The following is a 6,177-nucleotide window of genomic DNA, read 5'->3' as shown; positions in this document are numbered from 1 at the left end:
CCGCCGAGGGGCCTTCAGGTCCCGAGGCGGCGCTTCCCCCGGCGACGGCGCAGCCGGCGCAAACCCCGCCTCAGCGCAGGAGGTCCTCCGCCCCGAGCGTGAACCCCGAGGCGATCCAGTCGCGCTCCATCCGGGCGAGCGCCGCGCCGAGCTCCGGCCCCGCGAGGCCCGGCATCAGGTCGCGCGCCTTGACCGGAAAGACCGCCTGCGCACCCTCGGCCGCCGCGTCCAGCGCCTCGGGGGCGGGCGGCACGCCCATGGCCGCGCCGCGCAGCAACAGCACGTCGCGCGCCAGGTCGACCCCGTGGCGATAGCCGAGCTCTCCCGGCCCCGCGCCGCTGCCCATGCCCTCGCGCAGGGCGTCGAGCCGCTTGCCCTCGGCCTTCGACAGCCGCAGGCGCTCGGCCGGCGCCTCCCCGCCCAGCGCCGCGAGGCGGCGCATCGGGTCCAGCGCCGCGAGGCGGCGCATCGGGTCCGGGGCCAGCCCGCCCTCGAACGCGATCAGCACCGGCAGGAGCCGCGCCTCCGCGCCCGGAAGGACGCGGCCGAGCACGCCCGCCTGCGCCATCGCCGCGACCGCGGGCGCGGGGTCGGGTGCGGCGAGAAGCTTGCGCATCTCGGCGCCCACGCGCTCGCGCGAGAGGCGGGCAAGGCCGTCCGCCATCTCGGCCGAGGCGGCGAGGCCCGCGGCATCGATCCCGCCCTCGGGATCCGCATACCAGGCGTGGAAACGGAAGAAACGCAGGATGCGCAGGTAGTCCTCGCGGATCCGGTCGTGCGGGTCGCCGATGAAGCGCAGGCGCCGCGCCGCGAGGTCGGCCTCGCCCTCGCCGGTCGGGTCGATCACGGCGCCGTCCCGCTGGGCATAGAGCGCGTTGATGGTGAAGTCGCGCCGGTGCGCGTCCTCCTCCAGCCGCCCGGTATAGGCGACGGTGGCGCGGCGCCCGTCCGTCTCCACGTCGCGGCGCAGCGTCGTCACCTCGAAGGGCCGGTGCCCGGAGACGAGCGTGACCGTCCCGTGCGCCTCGCCGGTCGGAACGCAGCGGATGCCGGCGTCCTTGGCGATGGCCATGACGCGGCGGGGCTCGGCGTCGGTCGCGATGTCGATGTCGCCCGCCTCGCGCCCGAGAAGCCCGTCGCGCACGCAGCCGCCGACGAACCAGGCCCGCGCGCCGCCCTCGGCCAGCGCCGTCATCACCCGCACCGTGGCGGGATCCCTCAGCCAGCCGGTGTCGAGCCTCATCCCGCCACCCGGTCGGCCAGCGACTTCAGGATGCGCGCCGTCGCGCCCCAGATGTAGTAGGGCCCGTAGGGCGCCACGAAGTAGTTCCGCCGCGTGCCGCGCCAGCGGCGGCCCTCCACGCGGTAGTTCGCGGGCTCCATGAGGAAGTCGAGCGGCACGCGGAAGACCTCGGCCACCTCGCCCGCCTCCGGCACGGCGCGGAACTCGTCGCGCACCTGCGCGAGGATCGGCGTGATCGTGTAGCCCGTCACCGTCTCGTGCGCGGGCAGCTCGGCGATCAGCGCCACGTTCGCGGGGTCGAGGCCGATCTCCTCCCGCGCCTCGCGCAGCGCCGCGGCGGCGGCGCCGTCGTCGGTGTCGTCGATCTTGCCGCCCGGCAGCGCGATCTGGCCCGGGTGGTGCTTCAGGTGCGAGGCGCGCTTGGTCAGGATGACCGAGGCGCCGAGAACCGGGATCAGCACGGCGGCGGGCCTGAGCACGCGCCCCGGCGGCAGCGTCACGCCGGGGTTCAGGTCGTAGTCGGAGGAGGGCGCGGCCGCCCGCTCCGCCAGAAGGTGCCTCAGCGCCGAGAGGTCAATGTGCCTGCCCATCGTCGTCTCCGGGCGGGCGTTCGGCCTCGAAGCCGAGGGTCAGGGGATCGAATTCGTAATGCGCGCCGCAGAACTGGCAATCGGCGGTGACGATGCCCTCCTCCGTCGTCATGTGGCGGATGTCCTTGGCGGAATAGATCGACAGGCTCTGCCGCACCCGGTCGGCCGAGCAGGTGCAGCCGAAGCTCACCGGCTGGGCATCGAAGACGCGCGGCGCCTCCTCGTGGAAGAGCCGCACCAGGAGGTCCGTCGGCGCGACGCTCGGCCCCACCAGCTCCAGCTCCTCCACCGTATCGAGAAGCAGGTTCGCGCGCCGCCAGTTCTCGCCGTCGTCGCCCGAGACGAGATCCTCGGCCGCGAGCAGACCGCCCTCGCCCGAACCGCCGCCCGTGGCCCTGAGCGGCGCCTTCGGCATGTGCTGGATCATGACGCCGCCGGCACGCCACGCGGCGTCCTGTCCCGGCTCCCGGCTGAGCCCGTAGCCCAGCGCGAAACGGGTCGGAAGCTGCTCGGACTGGGCGAAATAGGCCTCGGCGCAGGCGGCGAGCGACCCGCCCGCCAAGGGCGTGATCCCCTGGTAGGGCGCGGTGCCCTTGCCCTGGTCGATCAGGATCGCGAAGTAGCCTTTGCCGACCTGCGGAAACGGCTTCGCCCCCCGCTCCAGCCGCTCGGCGTCATAGCTCGCGAAGGCGCGGATCGAGGCGGGCGCGCCCTCCTCCGCCGGGGCGAAGAAATCCGTCGCGATCAGGCGGATCGGCCCGTCGCCGCGCACCTGGAGCGAGAGCTTCCAGCGCAGCTTGATCGTCTGCCCGATGAGCGCGGTCAGAAGCGCCATCTCGGCCACCAGCGCCTCCACCTCGGGGGGATAGTCGTGCTGGGCGAGGATGCGGTCGAGCGTGCCGTCGAGCCGCGCGACCCGGCCGCGGATGTCGGCATGGTCGAGCTGGAACGGCAGGACGGTATCGTCCCATGCGATGCGGGCGGTGAGGGTCATGTCTTGCGTCGGTCCGGGGCACGTTGGGGCGGCTTGCCTCCCATATAGGCGACCGCGCCGCAATCCCAAAGCGGCGAGCCGCGCTTGCCTCGTGTCCGGCGATTGGGTTCAGTGCCCGCCGTGGCCGCACCGGCCCCGGAGACGCGCACGGCCATGAACGTCCTCTTCGTGCACCAGAACTTTCCCGGCCAGTACCGGGAACTCTTCCAGTGGCTGGTCGCGCAGGGGGATCATCGCGTCGTGTTCCTCACCCAGCGCCGCGACGCGCCCAAGGTCGAGGGCGCCGAGATCGTCATCTACGCAGCCCACCACAAGGCCGCGAAGGATGCCTACCCGCTCTCGTCCTACTGGGAGGATTGCTGCGGCAACGGCTACGGCGCGGCGCTGGCCTGCGAGAAGCTCCGGCGCGAGGGGTTCCGGCCCGACGTGATCCTCGGCCATGTCGGCTGGGGCGAGCTGACCTTCGTGAAGGAGGTCTGGCCCGACGTCCCGGTTCTCGGCTTCTTCGAATACTACTTCCTGGCGGAGGGCGGATCGGTCGGCTTCGACCCCGAGTTCCCGGCGGGGCCGCAGACCCGCTACACGATGCATGCGCGCAACGCCGTCAACTTCGCGAACCTCGAGACCGTGGACCTCGGCCATTCGCCGACGCTCTGGCAGCGGAACACCTTCCCCGAGAGCTTCCACCGGAAGCTCTACGTCTGCCACGACGGCATCCGCACCGACCGCCTGACGCCCGACCCGGCGGCGCAGGTCGGGCTCGGCCGCCTGGAGCGGCCGCTGACGCGCGAGGACGAGGTCTTCACCTACATCGCCCGCAACATGGAGCCGGTGCGCGGCTTCCACGTCTTCATGCGCGCGCTGCCGCATATCCTCGAGGCCCGGCCGAAGGCGCGCGCGGTCATCATCGGCGGCAACGGCTCCTCTTACGGACGGCCGAGCGAGGCGCCGGGCGGCTACCGCGCCGAGATGGAGCGCGAGGTCGGCGATCGCGTGGACTGGAGCCGGGTGCATTTCGTGGGCCGGGTGCCCTACGCCTCCTACCGGCAGATCGTGCAGGTCAGCCGCTGCCACGTCTACCTGACGGTGCCCTTCGTCCTGTCCTGGTCGCTGCTGGAGGCGATGGCGATGGGGGCGACGGTCGTGGCCTCCGACGTCGCCCCCGTGCGCGAGGCGGTGGAGCACGGGCGCACGGGCCTCCTCGTCGACTTCTTCCAGCCCGAGGCGCTGGCCCGGCAGGTGGCCGAGGTCCTGGCGCGGCCCGACGACTTCGCCCATCTGGGCCAGGCGGCGCGGGACTTCGTGGTGGAGACCCACGACTTCCGCACGCGGACGCTGCCCGTGCATCTGGGGCGCATCAATTCGCTGCTGCCGCCGTCGCGCCGCATCGCGCCGCGCTGAAGGGAAAAAGCCGGGCTTATGGGTTTCCGCGGCCCGCCGCGATGGCGTATGCCGTCCCCACAGGCGTGACGAGCGAGGACGAGCATGGCGGGTCGACGAATTCTCCTGACGGGCGGCGCGGGCTACATCGGCTCGCACACCTATCTCGCGCTCAGCGAGGCGGGGCACGCGGTGACCATCCTCGACAGCTTCGAGAATGCCCGGCGCAGCGTCGTCGACCGGCTCGGCCGGATCACCGGGCGCCCGGTGGACGTGATCGACGCCGACGTGCGGGACGCCGCCGCCCTCGACGCCGCCTTCGCGCAAGGCCGGTTCGAGGCCGTCGTCCACTTCGCCGCGCTCAAGGCGGTGTCCGACAGCGTGAAGAGGCCGCTCGACTATTTCGACGTGAACGTGGGCGGGCTCACCACGCTTCTGAAGGTGATGGAGGCGCACGATTGCCGGCGGCTCGTCTTCTCCTCCTCGGCGACGGTCTACGGCGTGCCGGACGAGACGCCGACGCCCGAGACGGCCGAGTTCCGGGCCATGAACCCCTATGGCCAGACCAAGATCATCGGCGAGCAGCTTCTCGGCTGGCTCTCGGCCTCCGATCCGCGCTGGGCCATCGGCATCCTGCGCTACTTCAACCCGGCGGGCGCGCATGCCTCGACCATGATCGGCGAGGACCCCCGCGACATCCCCAACAACCTGATGCCCTTCATCTCGAAGGTCGCGACGGGCGAGCTGCCGAAGATCTCGGTCTTCGGCGACGACTACGACACGCCGGACGGCACGGGCGTGCGCGACTACATCCACGTCGAGGACCTGGCGCGCGGGCATGTCCTGTCGCTCGGCAAGCTCTTCGAGAGCGGCGAGGGGCATTTGGTGAACCTCGGCACCGGGCGCGGCTATTCCGTGCTCGAGGTGATCTCCGCCTACAAGCGCGCGAGCAACCGGGACCTCGCCTTCGAGATCGCGCCTCGCAGACCCGGCGACGTGCCGATCTACGTGGCCAGCGCCGAGAAGGCGGCGGAGGTGCTCGGCTTTCGCACCGAGAAGACGCTCGACCAGATGTGCGCGAGCTCCTGGGCCTGGATCTCGGGCGAGCATTCCGGGGGGACCGACTGATGGCGGGACGGACAGCGCTCGTTACCGGAGCGGCGGGCTTCATCGGCTACCATCTCTGCGCGCGCCTCCTCGCCGAGGGGTGGCAGGTGGTCGGCATCGACGCGTTGACCGACTACTACGACGTCGCGCTCAAGGAGCGGCGGCAATCCATGCTCCTCCAGTCCGAGGGCTACAGCGCCCTGACCGAACGGATCGAGACGCCCGGTGCGGTCCACGAGCTGATGGCGCGGCACCGTCCCGACGCGGTGATCCACCTCGCCGCGCAGGCGGGCGTGCGGTACTCCATCGAGGCGCCCGAAAGCTATGTCGAGGCGAACCTCGTCGGGACCTTCCGCGTGCTCGAGGCGATGCGCGCCTTCCCGCCGCGGCACAGCCTGCTGGCCTCCACCTCGTCGGTCTACGGCGCGAACCTCGAGATGCCCTATGTCGAGACCGCCAAGGCCGACACGCAGATGTCCTTCTACGCCGCGACCAAGAAGGCCAACGAGGCGATGGCGCATTCCTACGCGCATCTCTACGGCCTGCCGGTGACGATGTTCCGCTTCTTCACCGTCTACGGGCCCTGGGGACGCCCGGACATGGCGCTCTTCAAGTTCACGCGCGCGATCCTGAAGGGCGAGCCGATCGAGGTCTACAACCATGGCGACATGAGCCGCGACTTCACCTACGTGGACGACCTCGTGGACGGGATCGTGCGGCTGATCGACGTGGCGCCCGAGCGCCCCGCGAGCCCTGCGGACATCGCCGAGGGCGACAGCCTCTCGCCCGTGGCGCCCTTCCGGATCGTGAACATCGGCAATTCCGAGCCCGTGCGCCTGCTCGACTTCATCGAGGCGATCGAG

Annotated in this window: 6 protein-coding genes; 3 read left to right on the top strand and 3 right to left on the bottom strand. The window is 71.5% G+C overall.

What is annotated here, in order from left to right:
* Positions 1–70: 70 nt before the first annotated feature.
* Genes ACTS11_RS17425 through hslO form a run of 3 tightly spaced genes read right to left on the bottom strand, consistent with a single transcriptional unit; the run spans position 71 to position 2,827 of the window.
* Positions 71–1,243, bottom strand: coding sequence for a CCA tRNA nucleotidyltransferase (locus ACTS11_RS17425; protein ID WP_442641563.1), 1,173 nt, complete (start codon positions 1,241–1,243; stop codon positions 71–73).
* Positions 1,240–1,833 (bottom strand): CoA pyrophosphatase, encoded by a 594-nt coding sequence (locus ACTS11_RS17420; RefSeq protein ID WP_442641562.1) that lies wholly within the window; start codon positions 1,831–1,833, stop codon positions 1,240–1,242. Before ACTS11_RS17420 ends, ACTS11_RS17425 begins: the two co-directional genes overlap by 4 nt.
* Positions 1,817–2,827 (bottom strand): Hsp33 family molecular chaperone HslO, encoded by a 1,011-nt coding sequence (gene hslO / locus ACTS11_RS17415; RefSeq protein ID WP_442641561.1) that lies wholly within the window; start codon positions 2,825–2,827, stop codon positions 1,817–1,819. Before hslO ends, ACTS11_RS17420 begins: the two co-directional genes overlap by 17 nt.
* Before the next feature lie 153 nt (positions 2,828–2,980).
* On the opposite strand from hslO, the gene ACTS11_RS17410 reads away from it, so the two are divergent.
* The 3 genes from ACTS11_RS17410 to ACTS11_RS17400 form a co-directional block, all read left to right on the top strand.
* Positions 2,981–4,228 carry a glycosyltransferase family 4 protein gene (locus tag ACTS11_RS17410; protein ID WP_442641564.1) on the top strand — a complete coding sequence of 416 codons (1,248 nt, stop codon included), beginning with the start codon at positions 2,981–2,983 and terminating at the stop codon, positions 4,226–4,228.
* Positions 4,229–4,312: 84 nt separating this feature from the next.
* The gene (gene galE, locus ACTS11_RS17405) at positions 4,313–5,335 is read left to right on the top strand and encodes a UDP-glucose 4-epimerase GalE (protein WP_442641560.1); all 1,023 of its coding nucleotides are present in this window, start codon (positions 4,313–4,315) and stop codon (positions 5,333–5,335) included.
* A partial coding sequence (locus tag ACTS11_RS17400; protein WP_442641559.1) for an SDR family NAD(P)-dependent oxidoreductase occupies positions 5,335–6,177 on the top strand: 843 nt, incomplete at its 3' end. The genes galE and ACTS11_RS17400, both read left to right, overlap by 1 nt.

Origin of the sequence: Roseicyclus sp. (assembly GCF_052168335.1) — a bacterium.
In the GTDB taxonomy this organism is placed as follows: Bacteria; Pseudomonadota; Alphaproteobacteria; order Rhodobacterales; family Rhodobacteraceae; genus Roseibacterium.
This window is presented reverse-complemented; position numbering and strand designations above follow the sequence as displayed.

Bases quoted from the DNA above. Each gene is read 5' to 3' on its own strand.
- galE (WP_442641560.1), top strand. From the start codon at position 4,313: ATGGCGGGTCGACGAATTCTCCTGACGGGCGGCGCGGGCTACATCGGC.
- hslO (WP_442641561.1), bottom strand. From the start codon at position 2,827: ATGACCCTCACCGCCCGCATCGCATGGGACGATACCGTCCTGCCGTTC.
- ACTS11_RS17420 (WP_442641562.1), bottom strand. From the start codon at position 1,833: ATGGGCAGGCACATTGACCTCTCGGCGCTGAGGCACCTTCTGGCGGAG.
- ACTS11_RS17410 (WP_442641564.1), top strand. From the start codon at position 2,981: ATGAACGTCCTCTTCGTGCACCAGAACTTTCCCGGCCAGTACCGGGAA.
- ACTS11_RS17425 (WP_442641563.1), bottom strand. From the start codon at position 1,243: ATGAGGCTCGACACCGGCTGGCTGAGGGATCCCGCCACGGTGCGGGTG.